Origin of the sequence: Stenotrophomonas sp. I18B00994, assembly GCF_014145825.1 — a bacterium.
Classification (GTDB): Bacteria; Pseudomonadota; Gammaproteobacteria; order Xanthomonadales; family Xanthomonadaceae; genus Stenotrophomonas; species Stenotrophomonas maltophilia.
In genome coordinates this window covers 143,892-157,829 of sequence record NZ_JACIUW010000002.1, presented here as the reverse complement: position 1 = coordinate 157,829, position 13,938 = coordinate 143,892, and the positions used below count along the sequence as shown (strand labels likewise).

The window sequence follows — 13,938 nt, the reverse complement described above, 5'->3', positions numbered from 1 at the left end:
TAGCGGGGAAGAGCCGACGTGGTCGGCGGATGCGGCTATGAAATGATGTTTTTGTTACAGCCGTATTACGACCATGACAGGGGTGTCCTGGATCACGTTCTGACAAGGGTTTCACAGGATTGGCGCCGATCCGGCAGGTGCCAGGAAACCCGCGATCTGCGCACCGATATGACGGTCGGTTGGCCCTTGTAGAGTTGAGCCATGCTCGACTGCTCCCTGTTCTCGGTAGGTGCGGACCGTTGGTCCGCACGCTCCAGCACCCAGCCGAGCGTGGGCTCGTCTCTACAGACGCTCCTGCCTTCCATGACCCCACCGACCCCCCATGGATCAGCGAAGGCCCAGCGCTCTTCACGACCCATCCCCCAAAAACAAGAAGAGCGCGAGATCTCGAGGATCTCGCGCCCGGGTGGGAGCGGCGGGGGAGAGAGGACCCGCCGCCCCCGTTCCTGCGGGGGAACGCGCTTGCTTACTTCAGGTTCTGCGACCAGTAGGTCTCGATCTGGCGGACCAGGCTGTCCGGCAGCGGCACGTAGTCCAGCTGGCGGGCCTGGGCGTCGCCATTCTTGTAGACCCAGCGGAAGAACTCCTGGGTCGCCTTGCCATTGGCAGCATTCTTCGGCGTCTTCTGCACCAGGATGAAGTTGGTGGCGGTGATCGGCCAGGACTCGGCGCCAGGCGCGTTGGTCATCACCAGGTAGAAGTCGCGGGCGTTGGCCCAGTCGGCGCTGGCGGCAGCGGCTGCGAACGAGGTGTCGCTCGGCTGCACGAACTTGCCGGCGGCATTCTTCATCGCGGTGTAGGAGAGCTTGTTCTGCAGCGCGTAGGACAGTTCGACATAGCCGATGCCGCCCTTGATCTGCTTCACATAGGCGGCAACACCTTCGTTGCCCTTGCCGCCGATGCCGGCGGGCCACTGCACCGAGGTGCCTTCACCGACCGAGCTCTTCCACTCCGGGCTGACCTTGGACAGGTAATTGACGAAGTTGAAGGTGGTGCCCGAGCCGTCCGAACGATGCACGACGGTGACCTTGGCGTTGGGCAGGGTCACGCCCGGGTTCAGCGCGGCGATGGCCGGGTCGTTCCAGGTCTTGATCTTGCCCAGGAAGATGTTGGCCAGCACCGCGCCGTCCAGCTTCAGCGCGCCCGGCGCGATGCCGGCCACGTTGACCACCGGCACCACGCCGCCGATCACCGACGGGAACTGCGCCAGGCCCGCAGCAGCCAGGTCTTCCGGCTTCAGCGGCGCGTCGGAGGAGCCGAAATCAACGGTCTTGGCCTTGATCTGGGCAATGCCGCCGCCGGAACCGATGGACTGGTAGTTGACCTTGTTGCCGGTTGCGGTGCTGTAGTCGGCCGACCACTTGGACATGACCGGGTAGATGAACGATGCGCCCGCGCCGGTGATATCGGCGGCGTTGGCGGCGAACACGGACGATGCGGCCAGGATGGCGACAGCGGCGCGCGACTTGAAGGCGTGGATCACAGGGAGACTCCTGGGGTGGTGGTCGAAGGGCGGTTGCCCGACGTTTCGGTGCACATTCCATAACGGTTGCGTGACACCCCCGCGTCTGTCATATGACGCGGGCGTGACACGCGTCATGAGCGATGTCACGTCCGCTGCGCCGGCAGGGCAGCGCGGCTATCGATGCAACGACGAAGGCACGGCCGGGGCCGTGCCTTCGCGGGTCAACGCAGGGGGCTGGACTTACCAGAAGAACTGCGCGCGGGCTTCCAGGATGTTGGGATCATCATTGACGAAACCGCGCGCCGTTGAGCTGTACTTCTTGCTGTCGACCATCACGTAGTTGAGCATCAGCTTGAAGTTGGAACGCAGGTACCAGTTGGCGCCAACGGTCCAGATGTCCATCTTGCCACCCAGCACGCCATCGACGATCGGCGGGCGACCGGCAACCGGGTTGGCGGCGAGGTTGCCGTCATTGAGGTCCATGTGGTCGTAGCGCACGCCCAGCTGCCACTGGCCGCCGGCCGGGTTGTTCGGCAGGCCGGTGCCCGGGGTGCCGCCCTTGTAGCTCCAGGTCTCGCCGGTGACGTTCCACACGCCGCTGATGTAATAGCCGTCGCTGGTGTAGTTGTCGTGGTCGTAGCGCTTGGCCTTGCTGGTGTAGTACTCGGCCTGGGCCTTGAACGGGCCCTGGAAGTACATCGCTTCGGCACCGATGGTGCTGACGCGGTCGGTGTCGGTCAGGTTGCCGCTGTCGACCAGGCGGGCCGTGGCGAGGTCGGCATTCGGACGTGCACGCACGCGCAGGGTGTCGGCGTCGGTGTCGTAGTTGACGTAGCTCAGTCCGAAGTGCAGGACCTGGCCCTTTTCATTGATCGGGGCCCAGGTGCCACGCGCGCCGTAGCCGCTGCCGTGGGCCAGGTTGCGGGTCAGCTCGCGGCCGAAGGCGCTGGCAGTCACCGACCAGTTGTCCTGGCCGTAGCTGTACGCGCCGCCCAGGCGGCGGGCGATGGCATAGGTGTTGGTGACCGCTGCCTTGGAAATGAAATCGTTGTTCTTGGTGCTGGACAGTTCTTCCAGGCTGTTGGGCTGCTTGAACTGGCCCAGCTGCAGGAAGTGGTTGGCGTTGCCCAGCAGCTTGTACTTCACGTTGGTGTCGAGGAACTTGTCGGCCTTGGCGTCATAGCCGACCACCCACTCCACGTTGCCCGGGCCCTTGCCCTTCAGCACCAGCTCGGCGCGACGCAGTTCGAATTCGCTGTTCTTGCCGTTGCCGGCGTCGCCACCGTTGAGGTCGACCACATCGTTGTGGAACCAGTTGCCATCGGCCTGGACCAGGCCTTCGAAGGTGATTTCCGAACCGCCGATCACGTCGATGGCGACTTCGGCGTGTGCAGCCGGCACATACAGCGCAGCAGCCACGGCCACCGTCAGGAGTTGGTGATGCAGTTTCATGGAGAGGAGCCTTGCAGGCAGGTGGGAAGATGCGCGCAGGCTAGAAGGTAAAGATTGCGTAAATGTGACAGTTCACGCGCGGCAGACATCCACCGCAGGCCCCGTCACGGCAGGGCCTGCCATTGAACCCGCTTGCGTATGACGCCCGGATTGCGCCTTGGTTGCAGTCGATCCACGCCCTGCATGGATGCGGCCGTCACTCGGCCGGGGTCTTGTCCTTGAACCGGCACAGATCGGCGATCACGCATCCCGGGCAATCCGGCTTGCGCGCCTTGCACACATAACGTCCGTGCAGGATCAGCCAGTGATGCGCGTCGAGCAGGAATTCGGCGGGGATCACCTTCACCAGCTTGTCTTCCACTTCGCGCACATTCTTTCCCGGGGCCAGGCCGGTACGGTTGGAGACGCGGAAGATATGCGTGTCCACCGCCATCACCGGCTCGCCGAAGGCGGTGTTGAGCACCACGTTGGCGGTCTTGCGGCCCACGCCCGGCAGTGCTTCCAGCGCATCGCGATCGCGCGGCACTTCACCACCATGCTTTTCCAGCAGGATCGCGCAGGTCGCGATCACGTTCTTCGCCTTGGCGTTGAACAGGCCGATGGTGGCGATGTACTGCTTCAGTCCTTCTTCGCCAAGCGCGAGGATCTTCGCCGGCGTGTTGGCCACCGGGAACAGGCGGCGCGTGGCCTTGTTGACGCCGACGTCGGTGGCCTGCGCCGACAGCGCCACCGCCACCAGCAGCTCGAACGGCGAGCTGTACTCCAGTTCGGTCTTCGGGTGCGGGTTGAGTTCGCGCAGGCGCGTGAACATCTCCACCACGTCGGCGCGCGGCATCGTGCCGCCACGCCGCGCCGGGGCGCGTGCGGTCTTCTTCGTGGTCGCCATTACTGCTCCTTGCCGCTGGCGCGGGCCTTGGCCCGGGCGAGGATGGCGGCCGCTGCGGCGGGCAGGGCGGGTTTCACGTCCGGCGCCGGGGCGGGCGTGCGCCGCGCGTCGCGTTCGGCTTCGCGGCGGGCCAGTCGCACCGCACGCGCGCGGTAGCGTTCGCGTGCCGCCCAGGCGGCCTGAAGCTGCTGCTGGGCCTGCTGCAACCGCTGCGGGAGTTCCGGGTGGCCGGGCAGCAACTGCGCGTCGTCGGCGCGGGCGACATAGTCCATCAGCCCGGCCTGCAGGGCGCCATCGAGATCGTCTGCCTGGACCCGGGCAAACAGCTGCGCGGGGTTGGGTCGGGATGCCATGGCGTCAGCGGTTCTGGAAGGCTGGCGGGCGGCGCTGCAGGAAGGCGCTGGTTCCCTCGCGCATGTCCTCGGTGGCGAACAGCAGGCCGAACTGTGCGCTTTCGTATTCCAGCCCGGCTTCCAGGCTGCATTCGCCGCCCACGTGCACCGCATCGAGCAGGCCGCGCAGGGCCAGCGGCGCCGAGCGTGCCAGCTGCCGGGCGATGTCCTGCACGCGGTTGTCCAGCGCGTCGGCCGGTACCACCTCGTTGACGATCCCCAGTTCCAGCGCACGTGCGGCATTGATCGGTGCACCCAGCAGGCATAGCTCCAGGGTGGCGGCGCGGCCGCACAGGCGCAGCAGGCGCTGGCTGCCGCCGAAGCCGGGAATCAGCCCGAGATTGATTTCCGGTTGGCCGACTTTGGCGGTATCGGCGGCAATGCGCAGGTGGCAGGCCATGGCCAGTTCCAGGCCGCCGCCCAGGGCAAAACCGTTCACGCGCGCGATGACCGGTTTGGGCATGCGCTCGATCTGGCGCATCAGGGCCTGGCCCAGCAGCGAGAAATCACGTCCCTGAACCGCGCTGAGTGTGTTCATCTCGGCGATGTCAGCGCCAGCCACGAACGCCTTCGGGCCGGCACCGGTCAGCACCACCACGCGGATCTCCGGGTCTGCGGCGGCGGCGCTGAAGGCCTCGGCCAGGGCCTGCAGGGTCGCGGCGTTCAGGGCGTTGAGCTTGTCCGGGCGCTGGACGGTCACGGTGCGGATGGCGCCGTCGTCGGTGACAGCGATCAAGGCATCGGCCACGGGGAAACTCCTGGAACGTTAAAAAAAAGTGATATTGAACTCCGCGAACGCAGACGGGTCATAGCCTGCATCGTGAGTAGCGGTTACACGTTGCGCCCGTTATCCTAACCCGTCGCCTCAGGGCGGCGCAGAACGTCCCTGAGTTACCACCCCTGGAGAACTGTTTGATGAAGTTGCGTTCTATCGCGGTCGCCGTCGCGGCCCTGGCCCTGACGGGCAATGCCTTCGCCCAGGACGTCTCGTCCGAAAAGGGCAAGCTGAGCTACTACTTCGGTTACGACTACGGCAACAACCTGGCGGAGCTGACCGGTCGTGGTGAGCAGCTGGACATCAACTCGGTGGTGAAGGGCCTGCAGGATGCCTACGCCAAGAAGCAGCCGGCGATCACCGCCGAGCAGCTGAAGCCGGCCGTTGAAGCGTTCCAGAAGCGCGAGCAGGGCCGTGCCCAGGCTGCCAAGGCCGAGTACGAGAAGGCTGCTGCCGAAAACAAGACCAAGAGCGATCAGTTCATCGCGGCGAACAAGGCCAAGGCCGGCGTGCAGTCGCTGCCGAGCGGCGTCCAGTACCGCGTGATCGAAGCCGGCAAGGGTGCCAAGCCGACCCAGGCCAGCACCGTGCAGCTGGAAGTGGCCGGTCCGTTCCCGTACGGCCAGCGCCCGACCGAAGCCCGCCCGGCCCAGCAGATCCCGTCGATCAAGGTCAGCGAAGTCGAAATGAAGGCCATGCGCGAGACCCTGCTGCAGATGCCGGCCGGCTCGAAGTGGGAAGTCACCCTGCCGCCGGACCAGGCCTACGGTGCGGACCCGCGCACCCCGTTCCCGCCGAACGTGGCTGTGCAGTTCGAGATCAAGCTGGTCAGCGTCAAGTAAATCGAAGCAGTAAACCAAACGCGCCGGTGATCCCACCGGCGCGTTTTTGTTTGCGCAGTGCCTGACGGTAGAGTCGACTGTCAGTCGACTGCTCTTGGGTCACATCGGGGAAACGCCCGCGCTGCGCGCGCGAGTCGACTGACAGTCGACTCTACCGTCCGACCGGCCGACCCGCGCAAATTCAGCCCGTTCGCGCTACTGTTGCCGGGTGCAAACAATGGAAGAAACGGCGCGTGTTGTCGCAAGTCCCTGCATCGGAGTGTGCACGCTGGATCCGCACCGGCGGTGCACCGGCTGCGGACGTCATATCGATGAAATCGCACGGTGGCCGTCGATGAGCAACGACGAACGCAGTCGCATCCTGCATCGCGTGCAGCCGTTGCGGGCGCAGCTCCAGCAATCACTGCGCGGCTCGCTGGCCGACCACGAACGTTTGATGCGCGCGCTGCATCCGTTGGCCGATCCGCCGGCCGGCGATGGCTGGAACCGCAGCGAACTGATCGATCTGCTGCCGCCCGGGCCTCCGGTGGAAGCGGCCGTGCTCGCGGGAATCGTGCCCCGCGCCAGTGGCGCGCAGGTGATCCTCACCCGTCGCACCGAAACCCTGCGCACGCACGGTGGCCAGGTCGGATTCCCCGGCGGCCGCACCGAGCCCGACGACCGCGACGCACTGGCGGCAGCATTGCGCGAGAGCCAGGAAGAAATCGCCTTGGCTCCGGGCCAGGTGCAGGCGCTGGGCTATCTCGATCCCTTCGTGACGATCACCGGCTATCGGGTCACCCCGGTGGTGGCGGTGGTCGATCCGGACTTCGTGCCGGTGCCGCAGCCCAGCGAAGTGGCCGAGGTGTTCGAGGTGCCGCTGGACTACCTGATGGCGGCGGACAACCTGCGCCAGGTCGAAATCAACCATCGCGGCCGCATCCGTCACGTCCTTGAGTACAGCTGGCCCGGCCAGCGCATCTGGGGTGCCACCGCGGCCATTCTCTACAACCTGCGTCGCCGCCTGGAGCAAGTGCAATGAACCCGATCGATCCGCCGTGGACCACCCTGGTCGATGTCGCCACCCTGGCTGCCGCGTTGGGCGAGGGCATCCGCGTGGTCGACGCACGCGCCACCGCCAGCACCGCGGTGCGCGTGGTTGATGCGCGTTCCTCGCTGGCCGATCCGCAGGCGGGTAGCGGCCAGTACCTGGCAGGTCATATCCCGGGTGCGGTGTATGCCGATCTGAATCGTGACCTGTCCGATCTGTCGCGCGTCGGCCATGGTCGCCATCCGCTGCCGGACAGCGATGCCTTCGCCGCGAAGCTCGGCCAGTGGGGTATCGGTCCTGACACGCAGGTGGTGGTCTACGACGGCAGCGACGGCAGCATGGCCGCTTCGCGCCTGTGGTGGCTGCTGCGCCTGATCGGGCACAGCAAGGTGGCCGTGCTCGATGGTGGTATCGCCGCGTGGCAGGCCGCAGGGCAACCTTTGGCGACGGGGCCGGACGAGGTGACCGCGCTGCCGGCTTACCCGGGCCGTTTCGACACCGCCCAGATCGCCAATGCCGAGGAGATCAGCGCACGCCTGAAGCACGCGCCGGGCTGGCTGGTCGACGCACGCGCGGGCGAACGCTTCCGCGGCGAAGTCGAGCCGCTGGACCCGGTCGCCGGCCACGTACCCGGCGCGGTCAACCGTCCGTTTGCGTTGAACGTGGCCGACGGCCGGCTGCGCGATGCACAGGAACTGCGCGTCGAGCTGCAGGGTGTGATCGGGAACCGTGATCCGCAGCAGGTGGTGCTGATGTGCGGCTCCGGCGTGACCGCCTGCCACCTGCTGCTGGCGATGGAAAGCGCAGGCCTGAGCGGCGCACGCATCTACGCCGACTCCTGGAGCGGTTGGGTGAGCGACAGCAGCCGCCCGGTGGCGACCGGCGCCTGAGAAGCGCGGGGTCCGATCCGTTTTCCAACGGAAAACGGCTCTGACTCCGTGCCGACTAAGGTCGGCACCCACCAACAGCGGCAGAAATCTGTCGAAGGCGGGGTGGGGCCGGTTGCGGGGGTGTCCGCGGCATGGATGCCGCGGCCAAGCCCCCATGGACGGGTTTACGGCGTCCCCCGCAACCGGACCCACCCCGCCATCCCCCGGAATGCCAGCTCTTGACGTTGACGTTGCCGTTGCTTCTGCGGGTGCAGGGCGCAGCCCTGCCACTTACCCAACCGGCTGCAGTGGCACCTTCGCCAGCACCCGCGCCCACGGGAACAACGGCCCCGGATCACGCTTGCGCGCCACCATCAGCGTCGGATCATCGCTGGCCGGCACCTGCTCCCGATCCAGCTGGTCATGCCCGGCAATCCGCTGCAGCGACGGATAGCGTGCCACCAGCGCCAGCAGCAGCCGCTCCAGCGCTTCCAGCTGCGCCTCGGTGTAGGCCTCGTCCATCGCCTGGTGACGGCTGTCGAACCAGTGCGGGTAGCGCCCGGTATTGACCAGTTCGATACCCAGCGTATGCGCGTTCATGCCGCGCACGTGGTGGGCCACCCGTTCCGGTGCCACGTACTGCACCACGCTGCCATCGCGGTCGATGTAGAAATGCCCGCTGTTGCCGGCACCACTGTCGTACAGCACACGCTCGCCGTACTCGCGGGCCATCGCCAGGTCGGGCAACTCGGTGCAGTGGATCACCACCATCTCCAGCGTGGCCGGGTCGCGCAGTGGCAGGCGGTCTTCGTAGGGCAGGGGCTGCAGCTGCAGGCCGGGCAGGAGCGGGTTGGGCATCCGGCGATGCTAGCATTGCGGCATGAACCTGCCTTCTCTTTCCTGGTTGGCCCGCGCCCACGGAGCGCACGCATGAGCCGCGGCCACTGCATCCTGTCCCACGGCTTCGAGAGCGGCCCGGAAGCGACCAAGGTCACCGCGCTGGCCGAGGTGGCACAGCGCCTGGGCTGGACCCACGAGCGCCCCGACTACACCGACCTGGACGCGATGAGCGAGGTCAGCCGGGTGGGCGACGTGCCGGCCCGCCTGCGCCGCCTGGTCGAGCGCGCCGCCATCGCTGCCCGGCAGGGGCCGGTGGTGCTGGCCGGCTCCAGCCTGGGCGCCTACATCTCCGCCATCGCCTCGTTGCAGGTGCCGGTGGCCGGCCTGTTCCTGATGGTGCCGCCGACCACCATGGGCCCAATGCCGGCGCTGGATGCCGCCGCCGTGCCGACCACCGTGGTGCAGGCCTGGCATGACGATGTGGTCCCGGCCGCCGGGGTCATCGCCTGGGCGCAGGCGCGTTCGGCGCAGCTGCTGCTGGTCGACGACGGCCACCGCCTGGAACGCCACGTGGAGGCCTCCGCGCAGGCCTTCGAGCGCCTGTTGCGGCAACTGTGAAGCCCGGGCGCACGGCGCGCCCGCCCGCATTGACTACAATGGCAGGCCCGCCGCCCCTGGCGCGGGCCTGCCGGCCGTGACTACGGCCCTCCTTTCCGACCGGCCCGGCCCCTGTGCCGCGCCCGACCACCTGCGAACCGACCCCGTGAAATTCTTCGTCTCCTGCGCCAAGGGCCTGGAATACCTGCTCGCCGATGAACTGTCGGCCCTGGGCCTTGGCAAGGCCACTGCCACCATTGCCGGCGTCAACGCCGAGGGCGAACTGGAGCAGGCGCTGCGGATCGTGATGTGGTCGCGCCTGGCCAGCCGCGTGCTGTGGCCGATCGACGAGTTCGACTGCCCGGACGAGCAGGCTCTGTACGACGGCGTGCGTGCGCTGCCGTGGCATGAGCACATCAAGCCGGAGATGACCCTGGCGGTGGACGCACACGTGTCCGGCGACAAGATCACCCATGCCCGCTTCGCCGCGCAGCGGATCAAGGACGCCATCGTCGATCGCATGCGCGATGAAGGCCTGGAGCGTCCCTCGGTCAACACCGATCTGCCCGATGTGCGCGTCAACCTGTCGCTGCGCAAGGGCCGCGCTTCGTTGTCGATCGACCTCGGCGGTGGCCCGCTGCACCGCCGTGGCTGGCGCGGTGCTGCTCACGAGGCGCCGCTGAAGGAGAACCTGGCCGCCGCGCTGCTGCTGCGCGCGCAGTGGCCGCGCCTGCACGCCGCCGGTGGCGGCCTGCTGGACCCGATGTGCGGCAGCGGCACGCTGCTGATCGAAGGCGCGCTGATGGCCGCCGACGTCGCCCCGGGCCTGATGCGCCACGGCAGCCTGCCGCCGAGCCGTTGGCTGGGCTTCGACAAAGCGGCCTGGAAGACCCTCCAGAGCGAAGCACGCGATCGCGAGGCCGCTGGCCTGGCCGCGCTGAAGCCGGTCATCCACGGCAGCGACATCGATCCGACCGCGATCCAGGCGGCACGCGAGAATGCCGAGGTCGCGGGCGTCGCTCATGCGATCCGCTTCACCCGTGCCGATGTGGCCGACCTGGCCGCGCCGGAGCAGGAGATCGGTGCGGTGGTCTGCAACCCGCCGTACGACGAGCGCCTGGCCGCCGATCCGGCGCTGTACCGCGCACTGGGCACCGCCCTGCAGAAGGCGGTGCCGCAGTGGCGTGCCAGCCTGCTGTGCGGCAACGACGAGCTGGCCTTCGCCACCGGCCTGCGCGCCAGCAAGAAGTACCAGATGTTCAACGGTGCGCTGGAATGCGCGCTGATCGTCTGCGATCCGATTGCCGTGCCGGGCCGTGATCCGGCACAACCGCGCGAGCTGAGCGAAGGTGCGCAGATGGTGGCCAATCGCCTGCGCAAGAACCTGAAGAAGTTCAAGAGCTGGCGCGCCCGCGAGCACATCACCTGCTTCCGTGCCTATGACGCCGACCTGCCGGAATACGCGGCCGCCATCGACGTCTACGAGGAAGACGGTGGCAAGCGCCGTACCTTCCTGCACGTGCAGGAATACGCCGCACCGGCCGCGATTCCCGAGAACGACGTGCGCCGCCGCCGCAACGAACTGCTGGCCGCCGCGCGCGAAGTATTCGGCGTGCCGCCGGAGCAGGTCTCGATGAAGTCGCGCGAGCGCGGCAAGGGCGGCAGCAAGTACGGCCGCTTCGAGCAGCGAGATGAATTCATCGTAGTGCGCGAGAACAATGCACTGCTGCAGGTGAACCTGTTCGACTATCTTGATACCGGCCTGTTCCTCGACCATCGCCCGCTGCGCCGGATGATGGCCGAGCAGGTGCGTGGCAAGCGTTTCCTCAACCTGTTCTGCTACACCGGCGTGGCCAGCGTGCAGGCCGCCGTGGCTGGTGCCGCCAGCACCACCAGCGTCGACCTGTCGGCCACTTACCTGCAGTGGTGCTACGACAACCTGGCGTTGAACGGGCAGGGCGGCAACCAGCACCTTCTGGTGCAGGCCGATGCGATGGCCTGGCTGGAAGGCGACCGTGGCCAGTACGACGTGATCTTCTGTGACCCGCCGACCTTCTCCAACTCCGCACGCGCCGATGACTTCGACGTGCAGCGCGAACAGCTGAAGCTGCTGCGTGCGGCGGTGGCGCGGCTGGCCCCGGGGGGCGTGCTGTACTTCTCGAACAACTTCCGCCGCTTCAAGCTGGAAGAAAACGCCATTGCCGAATTTGCCCAGTGCCGCGAGATCACCGCGCGCACCATCGGGCCGGACTTCGAACGCAACGCGCGCATCCATCGCGCGTGGGAGCTGAAGCGGTTGGGGTAACACGACGCCCGGGGTCGGATCCCCTGCGCGAAGCGCAGGGGCTCTGACCCCATCTGGATCTACGTACCAGGGGTCAGAGCCCTTGCGCTTCGCGAAAGGGATCCGACCCCGGTGGCCCGGTTACAGCAACGCCACCACCAGCCCCAACACCGGCAGCGCGATCGCCAGTGGCACGATCCACTTCGGCTGGTACGGATACAACCCGAATGACAGCGCCAGACCGCCCAGTGTCATCGTGCCCAGCCACAGCACCGGGCCCATCGCCCAGCCGTGGTCGGCCACGCACAGTGCGAACGCTACCGCCAGCAGTACCCAGCCCAGTACCCGCCACTGCGTGCGCCGTGCCGGGGGGGCTGCAGCCTTGCCGTGCAGATCGTGCTGGTGCTTTTCCATCGCCAGCGACAGCGCAGTAAACGCAGAGAACGACAGGGTCAGCGCCAGCAGCATCATGCGCTGGCCTCCGCTTCGGCCGCGTCTGCAGTGTTCACCGATGCCTTCGGCGCAGCCGCAGCGGCCGCACGCTTCTTCTTCTCGGCCGCACTCAGCGGTGGCGTCCAGCGCTGCATGCGCCAACCGCACAGCGCCAGCATCGCGCCGAACGCGATCATCGACAGATCGAAGCCAGCCAATATCCAGTCGCCGTTGCGCAGGGTGTTGCCCAGGTGCGCATGCGTGGTCAGCGCATTGACCACCGGTACCAGTGCGAACGCGGCCGCGCCCAGGTAGAGCTGCCACGCCCACATCATCCGCTTCGGCCAGATGAAGGCGGCCAGCAGCGCGCCGGCCCAGGCGTAGAAGAACACGTTGGCCTCCGCACTCGAGCGCTCGGCGATGTCCAGCGGCAGCAGGCGGTTGCCCCAGAAGTAGGCGGCGAAGGCGATCGGCAGGCCGGCCACGGTGCCGATGTTCAGCGCATCGACCAGGCGCAGGCCGAAGCCGGTGCGGCCACTCTTGGCGTGCCTGGGCCGTTCCTTCACCGCCCACAGCACCACGCCGCTGGCCACCATCAGGCAGCCGACCAGGCCGGACAGGAAGAACAGTGCACGCAGGCCCCAGTCGGCGAAGCGGGCCAGGTGCAGGCCATACAGCACGCCACGGGTCGCGGTAGCTCCGCCCGACGGTGGCGTCTCTTCCAGCAGCGCACCGCTGACCATGTCGTAGCGCACGGCCGGGGTGTCGGTGGACAGGCGCTTGCCGTCACGCTGGCGGATGTCGATCACCGCATTGGCCGCGCCCGGGTTGGATACGGTGAAGCCGGCCACTTCCACGCCGTGCCAGTGTGCACGTGCGCTGTCCAACAGCTGTGCGATCGGCAGCGGCGCGGCGCGGCCTTCGGCCGGTGCGGTCACCTCCGGCATGCCACCGAAGGCCTCGAAGAAGAACTGGTCCTCGTCCTGCGGGTAGGCCACCTTCACGCCCCACGGCAGGTACATGATCATCAACGTCACAATGCCGGTGTAGGTGATCATCGCGTGGTAGGGCAGGGCCATCACCGCGCTGACGTTGTGGAAATCAAGCCAGGAACGCAGGCCCTTGTCCTTGCGGAAGGTGAAGAAGTCCTTGAAGATTTTCTTGTGGGTGATGACGCCGGTGATGATCGCCACCAGCATGAACATCGCGCAGAAGCCGACCAGATAGCGTGCCCACAGCACCGGGATGTAGTGCAGGTCGAAGTGCAGGCGGTAGAAGAAGTCGCCGCCGCGGGTCTCGCGCGCCTTCAATGCCTGGCCGGTGTTGGGGTCCAGCGTGGCGTCGCCGAAGCCACCGCGGCGGCCACGGCTGGGATCGGCCAGTTCCGGCGGCAACCGCCAGAACATCTGCATGGCCGGGTTGCGCGGCTGCGGCAAGGTGACGAACCAGTTCTCGGCCTGCGCGGCGTTGGCCTGCAGGTAGTCCACCGCGCGCTGTGCGGCGACGTCGATGCTGACGTTGCTGGACGGCAGTTCCGGACGCATCCAGCGGCTGATTTCCTCGCGGTAGTAGCTGGCCGTGCCAGCCATGAAGATCAGCAGCAGCAACCAGCCAACCAGCAGCCCGGTCCAGGTGTGCAGCCAGGCCATCGACTGGCGGAATCCGTTCTTCATGCCCAGGCCCCCATCAGGCGCGCAATGGCGGCCATCAGCAGCGCGGGCGCGAGGATGCCGACCCAGGCGCGCAGCGCGCTGCGGGTGGCGAATGCCCACAGTGCCGCACAGGCGGCGACCAGGATGGCCAGCAGCATGCCGGTCAGCACGGTCTGGCCACGTGCGCCGGGCAGGGCCACGGCGCAGAACACGCTGGTCATCGAGGCCAGTGCGTAACCGCCGAAGATCGCGGCCAACGAGCGTGACAGCACGCCCCAGCGCGGGTTGGAAAAGAAGGTGCGGGGGCTGGCGGTTGCGGGCGAGCGGTCCACGGCATTCCTGCAGGTAGGAGAGGGGATGGAACGCGTCCGCGGCCCCCTTGCGCCCTGCGCATGTTGCCCAGCGTGTCCCATCGACAAAGC

Annotated in this window: 14 protein-coding genes; 5 read left to right on the top strand and 9 right to left on the bottom strand. The window is 67.3% G+C overall.

Features of this window, described 5'->3' with window-relative positions; translation table 11 throughout:
• Positions 1-466 precede the first annotated feature (466 nt).
• The 5 genes from pstS to H4O10_RS02700 form a co-directional block, all read right to left on the bottom strand.
• Positions 467-1,483, bottom strand: a complete 1,017-nt coding sequence (pstS, locus tag H4O10_RS02720; protein ID WP_005408792.1) for a phosphate ABC transporter substrate-binding protein PstS — start codon at positions 1,481-1,483, stop codon at positions 467-469.
• Positions 1,484-1,705: 222 nt separating this feature from the next.
• Entirely contained in the window at positions 1,706-2,917 is a 1,212-nt protein-coding gene (locus tag H4O10_RS02715) for an OprO/OprP family phosphate-selective porin (protein ID WP_005408793.1), read from the bottom strand.
• 196 nt (positions 2,918-3,113) lie between these two features.
• On the bottom strand, positions 3,114-3,803 hold the full coding sequence (gene nth, locus H4O10_RS02710) for an endonuclease III (RefSeq protein WP_012479638.1): 690 nt from the start codon (positions 3,801-3,803) through the stop codon (positions 3,114-3,116).
• Entirely contained in the window at positions 3,803-4,156 is a 354-nt protein-coding gene (locus H4O10_RS02705) for a hypothetical protein (protein WP_005408795.1), read from the bottom strand. The genes nth and H4O10_RS02705 overlap by 1 nt, the downstream gene beginning before the upstream one ends.
• A gap of 4 nt (positions 4,157-4,160) precedes the next feature.
• Positions 4,161-4,943: an enoyl-CoA hydratase-related protein gene (locus H4O10_RS02700; RefSeq protein ID WP_012479639.1), complete on the bottom strand. Its 783-nt coding sequence runs from the start codon at positions 4,941-4,943 to the stop codon at positions 4,161-4,163.
• A 167-nt stretch (positions 4,944-5,110) separates the two neighbouring features.
• Here H4O10_RS02700 and H4O10_RS02695 point away from each other — a divergent pair, with 167 nt between their 5' ends.
• From H4O10_RS02695 to H4O10_RS02685, 3 genes are all read left to right on the top strand, one after another.
• Positions 5,111-5,812, top strand: coding sequence for an FKBP-type peptidyl-prolyl cis-trans isomerase N-terminal domain-containing protein (locus tag H4O10_RS02695; protein ID WP_005408797.1), 702 nt, complete (start codon positions 5,111-5,113; stop codon positions 5,810-5,812).
• Positions 5,813-6,029: 217 nt separating this feature from the next.
• On the top strand, positions 6,030-6,833 hold the full coding sequence (locus H4O10_RS02690; RefSeq protein WP_049395294.1) for a CoA pyrophosphatase: 804 nt from the start codon (positions 6,030-6,032) through the stop codon (positions 6,831-6,833).
• The gene (locus H4O10_RS02685; protein ID WP_049395293.1) at positions 6,830-7,732 is read left to right on the top strand and encodes a sulfurtransferase; all 903 of its coding nucleotides are present in this window, start codon (positions 6,830-6,832) and stop codon (positions 7,730-7,732) included. Before H4O10_RS02690 ends, H4O10_RS02685 begins: the two co-directional genes overlap by 4 nt.
• 270 nt (positions 7,733-8,002) lie before the next feature.
• Here H4O10_RS02685 and H4O10_RS02680 read toward each other — a convergent pair whose 3' ends face one another.
• Positions 8,003-8,569: an N-acetylmuramoyl-L-alanine amidase gene (locus H4O10_RS02680; RefSeq protein ID WP_012479642.1), complete on the bottom strand. Its 567-nt coding sequence runs from the start codon at positions 8,567-8,569 to the stop codon at positions 8,003-8,005.
• Between the two features lie 72 nt (positions 8,570-8,641).
• On the opposite strand from H4O10_RS02680, the gene H4O10_RS02675 reads away from it, so the two are divergent.
• The gene (locus H4O10_RS02675; RefSeq protein ID WP_049396277.1) at positions 8,642-9,169 is read left to right on the top strand and encodes an alpha/beta hydrolase; all 528 of its coding nucleotides are present in this window, start codon (positions 8,642-8,644) and stop codon (positions 9,167-9,169) included.
• Between the two features lie 145 nt (positions 9,170-9,314).
• Positions 9,315-11,453 (top strand): bifunctional 23S rRNA (guanine(2069)-N(7))-methyltransferase RlmK/23S rRNA (guanine(2445)-N(2))-methyltransferase RlmL, encoded by a 2,139-nt coding sequence (gene rlmKL / locus H4O10_RS02670; RefSeq protein WP_049396278.1) that lies wholly within the window; start codon positions 9,315-9,317, stop codon positions 11,451-11,453.
• Positions 11,454-11,573: 120 nt separating this feature from the next.
• On the opposite strand, the gene H4O10_RS02665 is transcribed toward rlmKL, so the two are convergent.
• From H4O10_RS02665 to H4O10_RS22235, 3 genes are read right to left on the bottom strand one after another with little or no spacing between them, the layout of a single operon-like run.
• Entirely contained in the window at positions 11,574-11,903 is a 330-nt protein-coding gene (locus H4O10_RS02665; RefSeq protein ID WP_049396280.1) for a DUF3325 domain-containing protein, read from the bottom strand.
• Positions 11,900-13,537: a PepSY-associated TM helix domain-containing protein gene (locus tag H4O10_RS02660; RefSeq protein ID WP_049396282.1), complete on the bottom strand. Its 1,638-nt coding sequence runs from the start codon at positions 13,535-13,537 to the stop codon at positions 11,900-11,902. The genes H4O10_RS02665 and H4O10_RS02660 overlap by 4 nt, the downstream gene beginning before the upstream one ends.
• Positions 13,534-13,848 (bottom strand): DUF3649 domain-containing protein, encoded by a 315-nt coding sequence (locus H4O10_RS22235; protein ID WP_005412781.1) that lies wholly within the window; start codon positions 13,846-13,848, stop codon positions 13,534-13,536. Before H4O10_RS22235 ends, H4O10_RS02660 begins: the two co-directional genes overlap by 4 nt.
• Between the last annotated feature and the right edge of the window lie 90 nt (positions 13,849-13,938).

Coding starts and splice junctions, on each gene's coding strand:
- H4O10_RS02715 (WP_005408793.1), bottom strand. CDS start 2,917: ATGAAACTGCATCACCAACTCCTGACGGTGGCCGTGGCTGCTGCGCTG.
- nth (WP_012479638.1), bottom strand. CDS start 3,803: ATGGCGACCACGAAGAAGACCGCACGCGCCCCGGCGCGGCGTGGCGGC.
- H4O10_RS02705 (WP_005408795.1), bottom strand. CDS start 4,156: ATGGCATCCCGACCCAACCCCGCGCAGCTGTTTGCCCGGGTCCAGGCA.
- H4O10_RS02695 (WP_005408797.1), top strand. CDS start 5,111: ATGAAGTTGCGTTCTATCGCGGTCGCCGTCGCGGCCCTGGCCCTGACG.
- H4O10_RS02690 (WP_049395294.1), top strand. CDS start 6,030: ATGGAAGAAACGGCGCGTGTTGTCGCAAGTCCCTGCATCGGAGTGTGC.
- H4O10_RS02685 (WP_049395293.1), top strand. CDS start 6,830: ATGAACCCGATCGATCCGCCGTGGACCACCCTGGTCGATGTCGCCACC.
- H4O10_RS02680 (WP_012479642.1), bottom strand. CDS start 8,569: ATGCCCAACCCGCTCCTGCCCGGCCTGCAGCTGCAGCCCCTGCCCTAC.
- H4O10_RS02675 (WP_049396277.1), top strand. CDS start 8,642: ATGAGCCGCGGCCACTGCATCCTGTCCCACGGCTTCGAGAGCGGCCCG.
- H4O10_RS02665 (WP_049396280.1), bottom strand. CDS start 11,903: ATGATGCTGCTGGCGCTGACCCTGTCGTTCTCTGCGTTTACTGCGCTG.
- H4O10_RS02660 (WP_049396282.1), bottom strand. CDS start 13,537: ATGAAGAACGGATTCCGCCAGTCGATGGCCTGGCTGCACACCTGGACC.